The 16,033-nt window shown below is 69.5% G+C and carries 14 protein-coding genes; 9 read left to right on the forward strand and 5 right to left on the reverse strand.

Features of this window, described 5'->3' with window-relative positions:
- From ACFTZB_RS30230 to ACFTZB_RS30240, 3 genes are all read right to left on the reverse strand, one after another.
- On the reverse strand, positions 1-656 hold a 656-nt coding region (locus tag ACFTZB_RS30230; RefSeq protein WP_378437042.1), incomplete at its 3' end, for an SDR family NAD(P)-dependent oxidoreductase.
- A 23-nt stretch (positions 657-679) separates the two neighbouring features.
- Complete coding sequence (locus tag ACFTZB_RS30235; RefSeq protein WP_378437043.1) at positions 680-934, reverse strand: hypothetical protein; 255 nt, start codon at positions 932-934, stop codon at positions 680-682.
- Positions 912-2,075 (reverse strand): Rieske 2Fe-2S domain-containing protein, encoded by a 1,164-nt coding sequence (locus ACFTZB_RS30240; protein ID WP_378437044.1) that lies wholly within the window; start codon positions 2,073-2,075, stop codon positions 912-914. The genes ACFTZB_RS30235 and ACFTZB_RS30240 overlap by 23 nt, the downstream gene beginning before the upstream one ends.
- A 166-nt stretch (positions 2,076-2,241) precedes the next feature.
- Here ACFTZB_RS30240 and hsaA point away from each other — a divergent pair, with 166 nt between their 5' ends.
- Positions 2,242-3,408, forward strand: a complete 1,167-nt coding sequence (gene hsaA / locus ACFTZB_RS30245; protein ID WP_378437047.1) for a 3-hydroxy-9,10-secoandrosta-1,3,5(10)-triene-9,17-dione monooxygenase oxygenase subunit — start codon at positions 2,242-2,244, stop codon at positions 3,406-3,408.
- Here hsaA and ACFTZB_RS30250 read toward each other — a convergent pair whose 3' ends face one another.
- The gene (locus ACFTZB_RS30250) at positions 3,409-4,947 is read right to left on the reverse strand and encodes an FAD-dependent oxidoreductase (protein WP_378437049.1); all 1,539 of its coding nucleotides are present in this window, start codon (positions 4,945-4,947) and stop codon (positions 3,409-3,411) included.
- A 183-nt stretch (positions 4,948-5,130) separates the two neighbouring features.
- On the opposite strand from ACFTZB_RS30250, the gene ACFTZB_RS30255 reads away from it, so the two are divergent.
- The 6 genes from ACFTZB_RS30255 (at position 5,131) to ACFTZB_RS30280 (ending at position 11,673) form a co-directional block, all read left to right on the forward strand.
- Entirely contained in the window at positions 5,131-5,742 is a 612-nt protein-coding gene (locus tag ACFTZB_RS30255) for a TetR family transcriptional regulator (RefSeq protein WP_072940808.1), read from the forward strand.
- Between the two features lie 185 nt (positions 5,743-5,927).
- Positions 5,928-7,091 carry a steroid 3-ketoacyl-CoA thiolase gene (locus ACFTZB_RS30260; RefSeq protein WP_378437052.1) on the forward strand — a complete coding sequence of 388 codons (1,164 nt, stop codon included), beginning with the start codon at positions 5,928-5,930 and terminating at the stop codon, positions 7,089-7,091.
- Positions 7,092-7,114: 23 nt separating this feature from the next.
- Positions 7,115-9,316 carry an acyl-CoA dehydrogenase gene (locus tag ACFTZB_RS30265; protein ID WP_378437054.1) on the forward strand — a complete coding sequence of 734 codons (2,202 nt, stop codon included), beginning with the start codon at positions 7,115-7,117 and terminating at the stop codon, positions 9,314-9,316.
- 1 nt (position 9,317) lies between these two features.
- Positions 9,318-10,190 (forward strand): MaoC/PaaZ C-terminal domain-containing protein, encoded by an 873-nt coding sequence (locus ACFTZB_RS30270; RefSeq protein ID WP_378437056.1) that lies wholly within the window; start codon positions 9,318-9,320, stop codon positions 10,188-10,190.
- Complete coding sequence (locus ACFTZB_RS30275) at positions 10,187-10,837, forward strand: PaaI family thioesterase (protein WP_378437058.1); 651 nt, start codon at positions 10,187-10,189, stop codon at positions 10,835-10,837. Before ACFTZB_RS30270 ends, ACFTZB_RS30275 begins: the two co-directional genes overlap by 4 nt.
- A gap of 20 nt (positions 10,838-10,857) precedes the next feature.
- On the forward strand, positions 10,858-11,673 hold the full coding sequence (locus ACFTZB_RS30280) for a mycofactocin-coupled SDR family oxidoreductase (protein ID WP_378437060.1): 816 nt from the start codon (positions 10,858-10,860) through the stop codon (positions 11,671-11,673).
- A gap of 72 nt (positions 11,674-11,745) precedes the next feature.
- Here the strand turns inward: ACFTZB_RS30280 and ACFTZB_RS30285 are convergent, their stop codons facing one another.
- On the reverse strand, positions 11,746-13,407 hold the full coding sequence (locus tag ACFTZB_RS30285) for a class I adenylate-forming enzyme family protein (RefSeq protein WP_378437062.1): 1,662 nt from the start codon (positions 13,405-13,407) through the stop codon (positions 11,746-11,748).
- 154 nt (positions 13,408-13,561) lie between these two features.
- On the opposite strand from ACFTZB_RS30285, the gene ACFTZB_RS30290 reads away from it, so the two are divergent.
- The gene (locus ACFTZB_RS30290; protein WP_378437063.1) at positions 13,562-14,755 is read left to right on the forward strand and encodes an NADH:flavin oxidoreductase; all 1,194 of its coding nucleotides are present in this window, start codon (positions 13,562-13,564) and stop codon (positions 14,753-14,755) included.
- A 26-nt stretch (positions 14,756-14,781) separates the two neighbouring features.
- On the forward strand, positions 14,782-16,033 hold a 1,252-nt coding region (locus tag ACFTZB_RS30295; RefSeq protein ID WP_378437065.1), incomplete at its 3' end, for an AMP-binding protein.

The raw sequence follows: 16,033 nt of genomic DNA on the forward strand, positions 1-16,033 counted from the left end.
AGTCCCTCCCGGGCAACGTCTTCGGGCTCGGCGACCTTCATCCCCGGCAGATCGAAGTTCAGGCCTGCCCGGACCATTGCCGGCGTGCGGGTGACGCCGAGAACGAGTTCGACCACGTGAACCCCGAACGGCGCCAGTTCGAGCCAGAGGCTTTCCGCGAAGATCCGGCCGAATGCCTTCGATGCGGCGTAGATGCTCTGGTCTTCCGACCCCAGATAGCCGGCCAGCGAACCGACCAGCACGACCGCGCCCCGGCCGCGGTCCTTCATCCTCGCGCCGAAGTGCTGCGACAGGTGCAGTTGAGAGGTGATGTTCAGGTCGATGACTCGCTGGAAGCCGGCGAGGTCTCCGCTGACGAATTCGTGCCCGTAGCTGTTGGCTCCGGCGTTGAAGATCAGCAGCCCGACCTCGACGTCGTCGGTGGCCGTGCGGATCCGGTCGAGGGCGTCCCGGTCGAGGAGATCGAGCGCGAGGGTGCGCACCAGGACGCCGTGCGCGCGCACCTTGCCGGCGGTCTCCTCGAGGGGGCCGGGCTTGCGGGCGATCAGCACGAGGTTGATTCCCGCTCGGCCGAGTTCCTCGGCGAAGCTCGCTCCCACGCCCTCGGAGCCGCCTGCGATCACCGCCCACGGTCCGTAGTGATCGATGTCGATCATGATGTGTCCTTTCGGGAATGGTGTCAGTGGACAACGACGGGAGTCGGTACGGGGTCGGGATCGCGCACCGGGACGGCACCCGCCTGCGCGGCCCGGGCGATCGACGCGGTCAGCGCCGCGCACCCTTCCCGGGGAGCGCCGGGGCGTCCCGGTCCGGAGCCGCCGATCTCACGGCACCGGGAGCGGGCCGCGTCGTCCCACTGAATGGAGGTGTGCTCCCAGCTGTTCTTCCGGACCAGGACCCGCGCGCCGCACTCAGTGCACTGCAGCGGCTGCATCGGCTGCGCGCGCCTTCCGTGCGAGGTTCTCGTCCACTTCCCGCTTCCACGATTCCACGGGCCGGGTGGTGTCGAGTTCGAACTCGAACCGCTCGGTCATCTGCGGGGTCACCGCGGCGACGTCGACGTAGAACTGCTCGTACCACCGCCGCAGCTGGTAGACCGGACCGTCCTCCTCGCACAGCAGCGGATTCTCGATGCGGGTCTTGTTCTTCCAGATCTCGATGTCCTGTTCGAAGCCCTTCGCGATGAACGTGCCGAAATTCTTCGCCATCGCGGTGGCCGCGTCGCCGTCGAGTTCCTGGGACTTCTTGACGATGATGCCGTACTGCAGCACGAACTTGTCGGCGCTGACGGGGTAGTGGCAGTTGATCAGCACGGAGTCGACGTCGTGCGTCTCGTACCGGTACGTCAGGTCGTCGACCATGAACGACGGTCCGAAATAGGTCGCGTCCGAGCGGCTTCCGACCATCTTCGGCTGACCGGACGCGTGCGGGCGCATGTCCTCACGGGCCTGCCCGCGCATGAACTGGCTGGCGACGTGGCCCTCGAAGACGTTCTTGAAGTAGGTGGGGAACGAGAAGTGCACGTAGAAGAAGTGCGCCATGTCGACGATGTTGTCGACCACCTCGCGGCAGTTCGTGTCGACGGTGGTGCGGTACCAGACCCAGTCCGTCCACTCGTCGTCGAGGGCGCCCTCGATGCGGGGAATCGTGACGTCGGCGGGCGGCGGATTGCCTTCCGGATCGTTCCACACGAACAGCATCCCGTCCTGGTCGAGCGCGTGCCACGACCGGGTCCGCGCGAGCGGCGGCACCCGGCGCGCGTACGGAATCTTCTTGCACCGGCCGTTGCTTCCCCACCGCCAGTCGTGGAACGGGCACGCCACTTCGTCGCCCTTCACGGTGCCCTGGCTCAGATCGCCGCCCATGTGCCGGCAGTAGCCGTCGAGCACGGCGAGGTCGCCGGCACTGTCGGCGAAGACGACGAGTTTGGTGCCGAACGCCTCGACGGAGTGCGGCTTGCCGTCCCGGAAGGCCTCGGACAATCCGATGCAGTGCCATCCACGGGCGAATCGGGTGGGCGCTGCGCCGGCGTCGATCTCGCGTACCTCGACTGTCTCGGACTGTTGGGTGGTCACGATGCGTCCCGTCCTCTCCTGGGCTTGTGCGGTGCCCTGCACGCTAAGTGAGCGTGAACGGCCCGCATCGCGTGGTCCCACTGGACGGGACCGCGCGGGCGGCGGCGTTTCCCGTTGAGCGAGATGCATATCCACGCGCGGGTGCGATCGCCCTACCCTCCGACAGATGACGAACGAGGTCCTCAGATCGGTCCGCGGGCTGCTGCCGACGATCGCGGAGTGCGCGGACAAGGTCGACGAGTCGCGGCGGGTGTCCGAGCAGGTGATCCGTGAACTCGGCGACACGGGATTGTTCAAGATGCTGCAGCCCCGGCGGTACGGCGGCACAGAGAGCAATCCGGTGCACTTCTACGAGGTGGTGCGCGCCGTGTCCGGGGTGTGCGGCTCGACGGGCTGGCTGGCGTCCGTGCTCGGGGTGCACCCCTGGCATCTGGCCCTGTTCGACGACCGGGCGCAACGCGACGTGTGGGGCCACGACGATTCGGTGCTCGTGTCGTCGGCCTACGCACCCGTCGGGCGGCTCGTCCCGGTCGACGGCGGCTACCGGTTGACGGGGGAGTGGGGCTTCTCCTCGGGCTGCGAGCACGCGTCGTGGGCGCTGCTCGGCGCGATGGTCGTCGGAACCCAGGGCCGCCCAGTCGATTTCGTGACCGCGCTGGTGCCGCGGTCGGACTACCGCATCCACGACGTGTGGGACGTGGTGGGGATGCGCGGCACCGCCAGCAACGAGATCAGCGCCCGGGACGTGTTCGTTCCCGATTACCGGATCAAGAGGAACTACGAGACGGCGCAATTGCACGGACCCGGGCAGAAGGTGAACCGCGGACCCCTGTACCGGCTGCCGTTCGCCACCCTCTTCACCACTGCCGTCGCGGCGCCCGGGGTCGGCATCGTCGCAGGATGCTACGAGCGGTATCTCACGGTCATGCGGGACCGGGTGCGGCTCAGCCTCGGTGGCGGCCGATTCGTCGACGACCAGTTCGCCCAGGTCGCGGTCGCCCGGGCGGCGTCCGAGATCGATGCCGCAATCCTGCAGATGGATCGCAACGTGCGGGAACTGTGGGAGTTGGCCGAGGCCGGTGAGGAACTCCCCATGGGCCTGCGCCTGCGGGTGCGCCGCGATCAGGTTCGCGCCACCGAGCGTGCCCTCGAGGCGATCGACCTGCTGGTCAAGACGGCCGGCGGGAGTTCGCTGTTCCGCGGCAACGCGATCGAACGGTCGTGGCGCGACGCCCACGCGGGCAGCGCGCACGTGGCCAACGAGCCCGAACGCGCCCTCGCCCTGTTCGGCAGGGGTGCGTTCGGGCTCCCGGTGGAGGACAACCTCGTGTAGTCAGCCCCGCATGTGCTGAACTGCCCGGTAGGAGAACACCATCGCAGTGCCGAGCGGCACGCCGGGACCCGGGTAGAACCGGCCGCTGAGCGATGCACTGGTGTTGCCCGCCGCGTACAGCCCGTCGATGGGGGAGCCGTCGGCGCGCAGGACGCGGGCGTCGGCGTCGGTCCGGACGCCGCCCTTGGTGCCGAGGTCGCTGAGCACGATGCGGGCCGCATGGAACGGGCCCTGCGACACCGGGCTCAGCGCCGGGTTGGGCGGGGCGTCCGCACCCGTGCCGGGCGGGCAGAAGAAGTTGTCGTACGGATCCTCTCCCCGGTGGAACGCCTCGTCGACGCCGTGCTTGGCGAAGTCGTTGAATTGTTCGACGGTGCGGCGCAGAGCGTCTGCGGGAACGCCGATCTTCTCCGCGAGCTCCTCGACCGTGTCCGCCGACACCCAGGTGCCCGCCGCGTGGTGATTCTCGGCGGAGATCTGCGGAATGGAGATGGCAGGCAACACGGGCCCGCCCTCCTTCGAATCGAAGACGAGGTAGGACGCGGCGCTGCCGTGTTCGATCATCGCGCGGCCGAACTGGTCGTACGGCAGCGACTCGTTGAGGTACCGCTCTCCGGACGTGTCGACCAGAATTCCGCCGCGCACACCCACCATGAAAGCGCCGGAGCCGTCCGGAAGTTCGACGCCGGGGCACCACCACGCCTCGTCGAGCAGCGCGGTGTCCGCGCCGACCTCCACCGCCGCCTGCAGGAGGTCACCGGTGTTCGCGCCGCGCGGGCCCATGCTCCACTCCGCCCGGCCGGGCGTTCCGTTCTCGGTGCGCAGGGCCGCGCTGCCCTCGATGCCGCCCGCCGCGAGCAGCACGCCGCGCGTCGCCCGGATGCGGATGGTCTCACCGGCCGCGTTCGTTGCCAGGACTCCGACGACCCGGCCGTCCTCGACGATGAGCGAGCGGGCCGCGGTCTCCGTGCGCAGTTCCGCGTGCCCGGTGCCGTACAGGGCCATGAGGAGACGGCCGATCAGGGCACGGCCCCCGTTCAGCGTTCCCTCGGGATGCGGTTCGCCGGCCCGGTCGACGTCGGCCTCCGGCCGGATGACCTCACGAAGTTCCCCGACCTCGTCGCCCGGCAGGTCGAGCGGGTTGATCGCGCGACCGTAGTCCATGCGGCCGGGCGCCTTGTAGTAGTCGGGGAATGCGCGCCACTCGAACTCGATGTGGGGATCGCGTTCGAGGAGGTCGACGACCTCGGGGGCGGTGCTGACGTACGCCTCCTGGCGGTCGATCTCCTCGTCTCCCACCACCGCGCGCAGGTACGTGCGCGCCTTGTCCGTGGAGTCGCCGATCCCGGCGCGCTCCTGCACCGCGGTGCCCGGCAGCCACACCGCGGCCCCCGAGTACGCGGACGTGCCGCCGAACAGTGGGGTCTTCTCGAGGACGAGGGTGCGCAAACCCTGCGAAGCGGCCGTGTACGCGCCGGTCAGGGCGCCGCCCCCCGAACCGACCACCAGCACGTCGCACTCGGTTGTCCAGTCCTGCATCGTCGTTTCCTCCGTTGATGGTCTGTGGTGACTGACGGTCCAGTCGCGGGGTTCACGCAATCGCATCCGGGCGGCGTGCGGCACGTGCGGTCCCACTCACCGGACGAAATTCGAAGCTTTGCCGATCCGGTGCGAGAATCGACACCGGATCCGGGGCTGTTGCGGAGTGAAGGGGGATCGAGGGTGCCGAGAATCGCCGAAGTGCGGGACGCTGCCGAACCGAGTTCGGAGGAACAGCGGGCCCGCCACGTCCGCATGCTCGAGGCCGCCGTCGAACTGGCGACCGAGAAGGAACTCGCCCGCGTCCAGATGCACGAGGTGGCCAAACGCGCCGGCGTCGCGATCGGGACGCTGTACCGCTACTTTCCGTCGAAGACGCACCTGTTCGTCGCGGTGATGGTCGATCAGATCGACCGGATGGGTGCCGGTTTCAAGAAGAGCGCGCCGCCGGGGGAATCGCCGCAGGACGCGGTGTACAACGTGCTCGTCCGGGCCACCCGCGGTCTGCTGCGCCGCCCGGCGCTGTCCACGGCGATGATCCAGTCCACGAGCACCGCCAACGTGGCGTCCGTGCCGGACGCGGGGAAGGTCGACCGCGCGTTCCGGCAGATCATGCTGGACGCCGCCGGGATCGAACACCCGACGGAGGAGGATCTGACGGCGTTGCGCCTGCTGGTGCAGTTGTGGTTCGGCGTGATCCAGTCCTGCCTCAACGGCCGGGTCACCATCCCCGACGCCGAATCGGACATCCGCAAGGCGTGCGACCTGCTGCTGGTCGGTCTGTCGCACCGCTGACCGGTTGCCAGGCCGGGGCCGCCTCCCCGGCGCCCCCGAAGTGACATTCATTCCTGACTGCTGAGTCGAGTCGGAATCCGTCCTTCGCATGACTAAGGGCATCGCTGTCTTCCAAGAAATAGAATAAATTCCAAAAATGAGCCGCGGACGTGTCCGCGAGCCAGAAGAACCCAAGGGAGCGGAACATGGGCAACGCCGTCATCGTCGACGCGGCACGGACACCGATCGGGCGCCGGCGCGGCGCGCTGTCCGGACTGCACCCGGCCGAACTGCTCGGCGCCGCGCAGCGGGGCGTCCTCGAACGGGCCGGTGTCGCCCCGCAGGACGTCGGGCAGATCGTCGGCGGATGCGTCACCCAGGCCGGCGAGCAGTCCAACAACGTGACCCGGCAGGCGTGGCTGCACGCCGGACTGCCGTACACGACGGCGGCCACGTCGATCGACTGCGCCTGCGGATCGTCCCAGCAGGCCGTACACGTCGTGGCGGGTCTCATCGCGTCCGGCCAGATCTCCGCCGGAATCGGGTGCGGTGTCGAGGCGATGAGCCGGGTGTTCCTCGGCCAGGCCGCCACGCCGGAGACGGGCAACCCGTACCCCGGCGACTGGTCGATCGACATGGGCGACCAGTTCACCTCGGCCCAGCGGATCGCCGACCTGCGCGGGATCAAGCGCGGCGACGTCGACGCCCTCGGCCTCGAATCGCAACGACGCGCCGCACAGGCCTGGGCGGAAGGACGATTCGACCGCGAGATCGTGCCGGTCACCGCCCCCGTCGTGGACAAGGCGGGCACACCCACCGGTGAATCCGCGGTCGTCACCCGGGACGGCGGGCTGCGGGAGACGACGGCCGACGCCCTGGCCGCACTGAAGCCGGTGATCGACGGCCACATCCACACCGCGGGCAACTCGTCCCAGATCAGCGACGGCGCCGCCGCGGTCCTGCTCATGGACGAGGATCGTGCCCGCGAACTCGGACTTCGGCCGCGGGCGAGGATCGTCGCGTCCGGCATGGTCGGCTCCGACCCCTACTACCACCTCGACGGACCGATCGACTCGACACGGATGGTCCTCGATCGCGCCGGAATGGCGCTGGGCGACATCGATCTCGTCGAGATCAACGAGGCGTTCGCGTCCGTCGTGCTGTCGTGGGCGCAGGTGCACGGCGCCGACCTGTCGAAGGTGAACGTCAACGGCGGCGCCATCGCCCTCGGACATCCGGTGGGCTCCACCGGGGCCCGGCTGATCACCACCGCCCTGCACGAACTGGAACGCTCCGACGCCTCCACTGCACTCGTCACGATGTGCGCCGGTGGCGCGCTGTCCACCGCCACCATCATCGAACGCATCTGAACCCCCGAACGATCGAGGCCGACATGACAATGGGATTGACCGAAGAAGAGCGCGACCTGCGCGACTCGGTGCGAGGCTGGGCCACGCGGACCGTGACCCCGGCCGTGCTCCGGGAGGCCGTCGAGGCCAAGACCGAGCAGCGACCGCTGTTCTGGAAGTCGTTGGCGGAACTGGGTGTACTGGGGCTGCACCTGCCGGAGGACGTGGGCGGTGCGGGCTGCGGGCTGGTGGGCCTGGCCGTGGTCACCGAGGAACTCGGCCGGGTCCTGCTGCCCGGGCCGTTCCTGCCGACCGTGCTGCTCGGTGCCGTCCTGCACGAGTCCGGCCGCACGGGTGAGCTGTCCGGGCTGGCCGACGGTACGACACTCGGCGCGGTGGCGCTGCAGCCGGGTTCGCTGCGCCTCGTCCGGGACGGCGGAACGGTGACGCTGGACGGTGAGTCGGGGTATGTCCTCGGCGGGCAGGTGGGAGACCTGTTCCTGCTCGCGGCCGCGGACGGCGACGACACCGTGTTCGTGGCGCTCACCCGCGACCGGCTCGACGTGACCGACCTGCCCAGCCACGACGTGGTGCGCCGCAACGCGACCGCGGCGGTGACCGGCCTCGAGATCACCGAGGCCGACGTCCTGCGGATCGATGCGCAGCGCGTCCTCGACTTGGCCGCGACGTTGTTCGCCGCGGAGGCGTCGGGCGTCGCCGACTGGGCCGTGACCACCGCCGCCGACTACGCCAGGGTGCGTCGGCAGTTCGGCCGTCCCGTCGGCCAGTTCCAGGGCGTGAAGCACCGGGTGGCGCGGATGCTCGGCCTCGCGGAGCAGGCCCGCGTCTGCGCGTGGGACGCCGCCCGCGCGATGAGTCCCGGAACAGGTACGGCGGAGGCGTCACTCGCCGCCGCGGTCGCCGGCGCCACCGCACCCGACGCGGCGTTCTCCGTGACCAAGGACTGCATCCAGGTGCTCGGGGGCATCGGCTACACCTGGGAACACGACGCGCACCTGTACCTGCGCCGCGCGCAGTCGCTGCGGATCCTGCTGGGATCCACCGCATTCTGGCGGCGGCGCGTCGCCCGCGCGACGCTGGGCGGTGCCCGCCGGGTGCTCGGCGTCGATCTGCCGCCGGAGGCCGCGGGCATCCGAGCGGGCGTCCGCGCGGAACTCGCGGCCGCCGCGTCGATGGGCGAGACGGAACGCAGAACGCACCTCGCCGAGAAGGGGTACACCGCACCGCACCTGCCCGCACCGTGGGGCAGGGGAGCGGGTGCCGTGGAACAGCTCGTGATCGCCGAGGAACTGCGCACGGCCGCGCTGAAGCCGCACGACATGATCATCGGCAACTGGGTGGTGCCCACGCTCATCGCGCACGGCAGCGCAGTCCAGTTGCAGCGCTTCGTTCCGCCGTCGCTGCGCGGCGACCTCGTCTGGTGCCAGCTGTTCTCCGAACCCGGCGCCGGATCGGACCTGGCCGGCCTGAACACCAGGGCAACCAAGGTGGACGGCGGCTGGATGCTGCAGGGGCAGAAAGTGTGGACGTCGATGGCCCGGGACGCGGACTGGGGCATCTGCCTCGCCCGCACCGACACGACGGTCCCCAAACACAAGGGATTGTCGTACTTCCTGATCGACATGAAGGCGAGCGAGGGCCTCGACATCCGGCCGCTGCGCGAGATCACCGGCGAGGCCCTGTTCAACGAGGTGTTCCTCGACGACGTCTTCGTCCCCGACGAACTCCTCGTGGGCGAACCGGGCGACGGCTGGAAGCTGGCCCGCACCACCCTCGCCAACGAACGCGTGTCGCTGTCGCACGACTCCTCGCTGGGTTCCGGTGGGGAGGCGTTGCTGACCCTGGCCGGTGAACTGCCCGGCGGCATCGACGACGAACAGCTGACCGTGCTCGGCAAGGTCCTCTGCGACGCGCAGTCCGGCGGGCTGATGGCACTGCGCACCACCCTGCGCTCGATCGCGGGCGGGCAACCCGGCGCCGAATCGTCGATCGCGAAACTGCTCGGCGTCGAACACATCCAGCAGGTGTGGGAGGTGGCGATGGACTGGGCGGGACCGCGGGCCCTGCTCGGCGACCGGCCCCGCACGTCGGACACACAGATGTTCCTGAATTCGCAGTGCATGTCGATCGCAGGCGGCACCACCAACGTTCAGCTCAACATCATCGGCGAACGGCTGCTGGGGTTGCCCCGCGACCCGGAGCCCGGACAGGGAGCGGTGGCCTGACATGGCGATCGACGTGACGACGGCGCTGGCCGCGGACCCGACCGTGCGCGACCTGTCGTGGACCGAACGCGACGTGATGCTCTACCACCTCGGTCTCGGCGCCGGCGAAAACACTCGGGACCCGGCGGAACTGCGCTGGGTGTACGAGAAGAATCTGCGCGTGCTGCCGACATTCGCGCTCGTCGCGGGGCAGGGCATCTCGGCGGGCGACGTGCCCGCGGCCGGGCTGAGCCTGCCCGGCATCGACATCGACCTGCGCAAGATCCTGCACGGCGGCCAGTCGCTCACCGTGCACGCCCCGATCCCCACCTCGGGCGGGGCCCGGGTGTCCTCGCGGGTGGCCGACGTGTGGGACAAGGGCAAGGCCGCCGTCATCGTGCTCGAACAGACGGCCACCGACTCGGGCGGGAACCCGTTGTGGACCACGGGGATGCAGATCTGGGCCCGTGATGAGGGCGGGTTCGGCGGCTCCCCGGGACCCGAGTCGGTGGCCACGATCCCCGAACGGGAGCCCGACACGGTGCTCGTGTCCCGCACCGGGACGGCGCAGGCGCTGCTGTACCGGCTCAGCGGCGACCTCAACCCGCTGCACGCGGACCCCGAGTTCGCCGCCGCGGCCGGGTTCGAAAGGCCGATCCTGCACGGGCTCGCGTCGTACGGTGTGGTGTGCAAGGCCGTCGTCGACGGAATGCTGGACGGCGATCCCACGCGACTGCGCCACTACGCGGTGCGGTTCGCGGGCTCGGTGTACCCCGGCGACACCGTCGAGACGGCGGTCTGGCAGGAGGGCGACCGGCTCACCCTCCGCGCGACGTGTCCCGACCGGGCCGGGCAGCCGGTGCTGACCCAGGCGACGATGGAGGTGACAGGATGAGCGTCGGAACGCACCCCACGTTCGAGAACAGTGCGCCGGGAACGGTGCTGACGTCGCCACCGGACGGTTCGGCCGTCGACCGGGCGACCGGGGCCGCCCGGCGGGTGGTCGACGCGTTGCTGCGCACCGACCGCGGCAACGCCAACCTCGAGCGCGTCGCGGAGGAGTTGAACAGCATCGCCGAGCACCTCGAGGAGCACGCGCCTGCCGTCGCCGAGCGGCTGATCGACATGTGGAACGGCGAGGGCGTCACCCGGCACGATCCCGTCACCGGACCCGAGAACGCACTCGCACCGCCCCTCGTTCTCGAGGGACTGTCCGATGGATCGGTACAGGGGACGGTCACATTGGCGATCCCGTACCAGGGGCCGCCCGGGCACGTCCACGGCGGCGTGTCCGCGCTCCTGCTCGACCACGTCCTCGGCGTCGCCAACGCCTGGGCTGGAAAGGCAGGCATGACAGCGCAGTTGAGCACCCGCTACCACCGCCCGACGCCGCTGTTCGAACCGCTCACCCTGACCGGGAAGCTGATCTCGGTCGACGGCCGCAAGATCACCACCGCCGGCGACATCCGGACCGCGGACGGCCAGGTGTGCGTCTCCGTCGAGGGTCTGTTCGTCGACAAGACCGTGCCCCGCCCACGATGACCCCGTATGAGGAGCAGACCGTGACGTCACCGCAGCGTTTCGAGAACAAGGTCGTCTTCGTCACCGGCGCCGCACGCGGGCAGGGTCGCGCCGAAGCCGTGCGGTTCGCGTCCGAGGGCGCCGACGTCATCGCGATCGATGCCTGCACCGAATTCGCGTCCACGCCCTATCCCGGCGCCACCCGGGACGACCTGGCCGAGACGGTTCGGCTGGTCGAGTCGACGGGGCGGAGGATCGTCGCGGCCACCGCCGACGTGCGCGACTTCGACGGCCTCTCGCGGGCACTGGCCGACGGCATCGGCCGGTTGGGCCGCCTCGACGTCGTGATCGCGAACGCGGGCATCTGCTCGGGGGCGCTGTCGTGGGAGATCACCGCCGAGCAGTGGCAGGAGACGGTCGACGTCAACCTCACGGGAACATTCCACACCGCGAAGGCGGCGATTCCGTACCTGATCGAACAGGGTGAGGGCGGCGCCGTCGTCTTCACCAGTTCGGTGTCCGGGTTGAAGGGCACCCCGTTCACCGGGCACTACGTCGCCACCAAGCACGGCATCACCGGGCTCGCCAAGACGATGGCGAACGAACTCGGCGAGCACCGCATCCGCGTCAACACCGTGCACCCGGCGGGGGTCGACACCGGCATGAAGATGCGCGACCTGTACCCGCTCATCACGAAGTACGCGTCGACTCTCGGCTCGATCTACCAGAACACGCTGCCCTACACCATCACCCAGCCGGAAGACGTCGCCGCCGTCGTCGCCTGGGTGTGTTCCGATGAAGCGAAGTACATCACCGGGGCGCAGATCCCCGTCGATCTCGGCAACCTCATCCGCTGACGTTCGCCCCGTCCTTCCTCGCCCGAATGCCGCGCGGGTGCAGTTCGACTGCACCCCCGCGGCATTCGGCTGTCAGACGGTGATGTCGCGGCGGATCATCTTGCCGGTCGCGTTGCGGGGCAGCAGGTCCGTGGTGATCCGCCAGCGGGTCGGGACCTTGAAATACGACAGCCGATCGGCGGCGTAGTCCCGCAGTTCCGCCTCGGTGGTCGCGGCACCCGGTCGCAACACCACCACGGCGGCCACCTCCTGCCCCAGATCCTCGTGGGGTGTCCCGATCACGGCGCACTCGAGCACGTCGGGGTGCTCGTCGAGGCACTGCTCGATCTCGATGGGATACACGTTTTCGCCGCCGCGCAGGATCAGATCCGAGCGACGTCCGGTCAGCCGGAGCCGGCCGTTCTCGACGATCCCGAAGTCGCCGGTCCGGAGCCACCGGCCCGGGGCGATCGCGGCGGCGGTGGCGGCCTCGTCCTCCCAGTAGCCGAGCATCACGAACGGGCTGCGCACGCACACCTCACCCTCGACGCCGTCGGGCAGCCACTCTCCAAACGGGTCGCGGATCTCCATGCTCACGGTGATGATCGGGCGCCCCAGGGTGCCCGGGAACTGCTCGAGTTCGGGGGCGGTGGCCACGGCGATCGCGGTACTGCACTCGGTGAGCCCGTAGCTGTCGACGAGCGCGTTGCGCGCGAACGGCACCCTCTCGCGCAGACGTCCCTGGAACGCGACCGACGACGGCGCGGAGGCCAGTGAGAACGACGTGAGCGACGACAGGTCGTACCTGCCCAGGTTCTCGTGCTCCACCAGGCGGGACGCCATGGTGGGCACCGCACCCCAGTTGGTGACGCGTTCCCGCTCGACGAGACGGAGCACGGCGTCGACGTCGAATCCACCCTGGTGCATGACGACCGCCCCGCCCGTCGCCAGCCGCGGAATCACCAGATTGTGCAGGCTCGCGATGTGGAACAGGGGCGACGTCAGAAGGTAGCGGAGCGGGCTCGGCACCGCCGGATCGACGGGCCGTCCACTGAATTCCCCGACCACGGCGTCGCTGAAGCGGTGGTAGTCGACGACGGCCAGGATGTTGCGCTGCGAGTGCAGCGCCCCCTTGGGCCTGCCGCTCGTGCCGCTGGTGTAGAGGATGGCGGCGGGATCGTCCTCGTCGACGTCCGTGTGCGGCATGGGGGAGCCCGCGTAGCGCGCGAAGATTCCGGGCAGATCGTCCTCCATCGTGAGGACGGGGACAGCGGTGCCGACCGCGGCGAGCGTCGCGGCGCGTTTCGCGTCGGCGATCACCACGGTGGGGCGACTGTGTGTCAGCCCGTACTCGACCTCCCGTGGAACCCACCAGCCGTTCAATCCGACGCTGATGGCGCCGAGCACCTGGGTGGCCCAGAACGCGACCACCCACTCGGGGGTGTTCGCGGCGAGGATCGCCACCCGGTCACCCTTGCCGACGCCGTGGTCCTCGCGCAGCGCTGTGGCCAGGGCCGCGACCGCGGCGGCGTGCTCGGTGTAGGACATCCGGCGCTCGGCGGTCACGAGGTAGTCGCGGTCGCCCCACCTCAGTGACGTGGTGAGGAGTTCGCCCACCGAGCGTCCACGGTTCTTCATCACCGGCATCCGGGTGCCGAGCACCGGTTCCTCGACGAGCTCGAACCGTCCACCGGGTCCGGTGAGACGCGACATCACCTGATCCAGGTGCAACTGTGGATCTGTAGGGGCAGTCATCGGGTCGACCTTTCGTCCTCGGGCACTCGTACCGACACAAGATGGCACGCCGTGACGGGCGCCCGGACGTGGTTACCACTCAGCGAGACTGCCGCGATCCGTGCCGTCCCGGCGCCGTTACGTTCGACAGCGAATCGCAGCTGGAGGAACTCATATGACGATAGATCTCGACCCGCCCACCGTGAAGGTCGATCCGCTCGCCCCCGCCAAGCTCGGACCGATCACTCTGCGCAATCGTGTGATCAAGGCGGCGACGTTCGAGGGCCTGACACCGAAGGGTCAAGTCACCGACGAACTCATCGAATTCCACCGGCGGCCCGCCGCCGGAGGCGTCGGCATGACGACCGTCGCGTACTGCGCGGTCGCCCCGGACGGACGGACGTCGCCCGGCCAGATCCAGTGGACCGACGAGACGATGCCGGGCCTGCGGAAGCTGACCGACGCCATCCACGCCGAGGGCGCGGCCGTGTCCGCGCAGATCGGTCACGCGGGACCGGTCGCGGCCGCGAAATACATCGGGTACCCCGCGTTGGGCCCGTCCCGTGCCTTCCGGATGACCACGCAGAACTTCTCCACGCCGGCGTCGACGGCCGATATCACCCGGATCGTCGAGGCGCACGCGAACGCGGCCCGCCGCGCGGTGGAGGCGGGATTCGACGCCGTGGAGATCCATTTCGGCCACAACTACCTGATCAGCTCCTTCCTCAGCCCGAAGGTCAACAAGCGCACCGACGAGTACGGCGGATCCCTGGCGAACCGCGCCCGGTTCGCGCTCGAGACCGCCCGGGCCGTGCGCGACGCGGTGGGGGACAGGATCGCGATCCTCGCCAAGCTGAACATGGACGACGGTGTGCCCGGAGGCTTCTGGGTGGACGAGTCCATCCAGGTGGCGCAATGGCTCGAACGGGACGGTTCGCTGGACGCGCTCGAGCTGACCGCGGGCAGTTCGCTGCTGAATCCGATGTACCTGTTCAAGGGCGACGCGCCGCTCCGTGAGTTCGCCGCGGTTATGCCGCAGCCGACGAAACTGGGAATCCGGTTGGTCGGCAAACACTTCCTGAAGGAATACCCCTACCGCGACGCCTACCTGCTCGAGGACGCCCGCCAGATCAGGGCCGCCGTGACGATGCCGCTCGTCCTGCTCGGCGGCATCACCGGCAAGGCGACCATGGACCTGGCGATGGAGGAAGGCTTCCAGTTCGTGGCCGTCGCCCGGGCACTGCTGCGCGAACCCGATCTCGTCAACCGGATCACGGACGAGACCCACAACCCCGGACTGTGCATTCACTGCAACAAGTGCATGACGGCGATCTACGGTGGCACCCACTGCGTGCTCCGCGTGCCGTGAACGTGACCACCGTGTCGACAGGAGAGCTGGAGTTGGAACGCACCACGATCGCCCGCATGCTGCTCGACCGGCTGGGCGACGACAGGCTGGGAATCCGCACCCGGGAACAGGATTGGACGTGGGACCAGGTGGTGCGCGAGAGCGCGGCCCGCGGGGCCGTCGCGTCCTCGCTGCGCCGCGACGGACCGTTCCACGTCGGTGTCCTGCTGGATAACACCCCCGAGTTTCTGTTCTGGCTGGGCGGCGCGGCGCTCGCAGGCGCCACCGTCGTCGGCATCAATCCGACCCGCCGGGGGGCGGAACTCGCGGCGGAGATCCGGTACGTCGACTGCCAGCTGATCGTCACGGACACCGCGGGGAGGGCGCAGCTGGCGGGTCTCGACCTCGGGCTGTCCGAGGACCGGTTCCTGCTGGTCGACGATCCGGCCTACAGCGACCTCGTCGCGGCCCGTGCCGTGGAGAGTCCGGCCGAGGGTCCGGGGGTCGACCCGTCGACGCTGTTCCTGCTGCTCTTCACGTCCGGCACCACCGGCACGTCGAAGGCGGTGCGGTGCAGCCAGGGCCGCCTCGCCCGGCTGGCGTACGCGAACATCGCCAAGTATGGGCACGTGCGCGAGGACGTCGACTACTGCTGCATGCCGCTGTTCCACGGCAACGCGCTGATGGCGCTGTGGGCGCCCGCGCTCGCCATCGGCGCCACCGTCTGCCTGCCGCGCAAGTTCTCCGCGTCCGGATTCCTGCCCGACGTCCGGTTCTTCGGTGCCACGTTCTTCACCTACGTCGGCAAGGCGCTGGCGTATCTGATGGCCACACCCGAGCAGCCCGACGACCGGGACAACACGCTCGTCCGCGGTTTCGGGACCGAGGCGTCCCCGGAGGACAAGACCGAATTCGTCCGCCGGTTCGGCGCCGAACTGTACGAGGGATACGGCTCGAGCGAGGGCGCCGGTTCGGTGACGCTCGACCCCCACGCCCCCGAGGGCGCGCTCGGCAGGCCCGCGAACGAGAACATCGTCATCGTCGACCCCGACACGCTTGCGGAGAGGGCCCGGGCGCGGATCGACGAGCACGGCCGGGTGCTCAACCCGGACGAGGCGATCGGCGAGATGGTCGACAAGGCGGGCGCGGCACGGTTCGAGGGTTACTACAAGAACGAGGACGCGATCGCCGACCGGATCAGGCACGGCTGGTACTGGACGGGCGACCTCGGGTACGTCGACGAGGCCGGCTTCATCTACTTCGCAGGCAGGAAGGGCGACTGGATCCGGGTGGACGGCG

It is taken from the genome of Rhodococcus sp. NPDC057014, from assembly GCF_042673295.1.
GTDB lineage: Bacteria > Actinomycetota > Actinomycetes > Mycobacteriales > Mycobacteriaceae > Rhodococcus_F.

Bases quoted from the DNA above. Each gene is read 5' to 3' on its own strand.
- ACFTZB_RS30235 (WP_378437043.1), bottom strand. From the start codon at position 934: ATGCAGCCGCTGCAGTGCACTGAGTGCGGCGCGCGGGTCCTGGTCCGG.
- hsaA (WP_378437047.1), top strand. From the start codon at position 2,242: ATGACGAACGAGGTCCTCAGATCGGTCCGCGGGCTGCTGCCGACGATC.
- ACFTZB_RS30250 (WP_378437049.1), bottom strand. From the start codon at position 4,947: ATGCAGGACTGGACAACCGAGTGCGACGTGCTGGTGGTCGGTTCGGGG.
- ACFTZB_RS30260 (WP_378437052.1), top strand. From the start codon at position 5,928: ATGGGCAACGCCGTCATCGTCGACGCGGCACGGACACCGATCGGGCGC.
- ACFTZB_RS30265 (WP_378437054.1), top strand. From the start codon at position 7,115: ATGACAATGGGATTGACCGAAGAAGAGCGCGACCTGCGCGACTCGGTG.
- ACFTZB_RS30270 (WP_378437056.1), top strand. From the start codon at position 9,318: ATGGCGATCGACGTGACGACGGCGCTGGCCGCGGACCCGACCGTGCGC.
- ACFTZB_RS30275 (WP_378437058.1), top strand. From the start codon at position 10,187: ATGAGCGTCGGAACGCACCCCACGTTCGAGAACAGTGCGCCGGGAACG.
- ACFTZB_RS30285 (WP_378437062.1), bottom strand. From the start codon at position 13,407: ATGACTGCCCCTACAGATCCACAGTTGCACCTGGATCAGGTGATGTCG.
- ACFTZB_RS30290 (WP_378437063.1), top strand. From the start codon at position 13,562: ATGACGATAGATCTCGACCCGCCCACCGTGAAGGTCGATCCGCTCGCC.